We start from the raw sequence: 664 nt of genomic DNA on the forward strand, positions 1-664 counted from the left end.
GTGAGCGGTAGAGGAGCGTCGTAATCGGGCTGAAGTCGTACCGTAAGGAGCGGTGGACTGATTACGAGTGAGAATGTTGGCATTAGTAGCGAGATGTAGGTGAGAATCCTACAGGCCGAATATCTAAGGTTTCCTGAGTAAAGTTTGTCTTCTCAGGGTTAGTCGGGACCTAAGGCGAGGCCGAAAGGCGTAGTCGATGGACAATTGGTTGATATTCCAATACCACTATAATCGTTATTATCGATGGTGTGACGGAGAAGGATAGGATGTGCCAGCTATTGGATGCTGGTCTAAGCGTTTAGGGAGTTGGGATTGGCAAATCCGTTCCAACAATTCTGAGGCGTGATGGGGAAGGTTCTACGGAACCGAAGTATCTGATTCCATGCTTCCAAGAAAAGCATCTAGAGAGAGAAGTAGTGCCCGTACCGCAAACCGACACAGGTAGATGAGGAGAGAATCCTAAGGCCGACGGAAGAATTGCAGTTAAGGAACTAGGCAAATTGACCCCGTAACTTCGGGAGAAGGGGTGCCTGAGAAATCAGGTCGCAGAGAATAGGCACAAGCAACTGTTTAACAAAAACACAGGTCTCTGCTAAAGCGAAAGCTGATGTATAGGGGCTGACGCCTGCCCGGTGCTGGAAGGTTAAGGGGAACACTTAGCGAG

The 664-nt window shown here is 49.1% G+C and carries 1 rRNA gene; it reads left to right on the forward strand.

From position 1 onward, the window contains the following. Positions 1-664 (forward strand): 23S ribosomal RNA (locus COL3_RS24170); the annotation flags it as partial.

It is taken from the genome of Clostridium sp. LS (assembly GCF_002760435.1).
Classification (GTDB): domain Bacteria; phylum Bacillota; class Clostridia; order Clostridiales; family Clostridiaceae; genus Clostridium.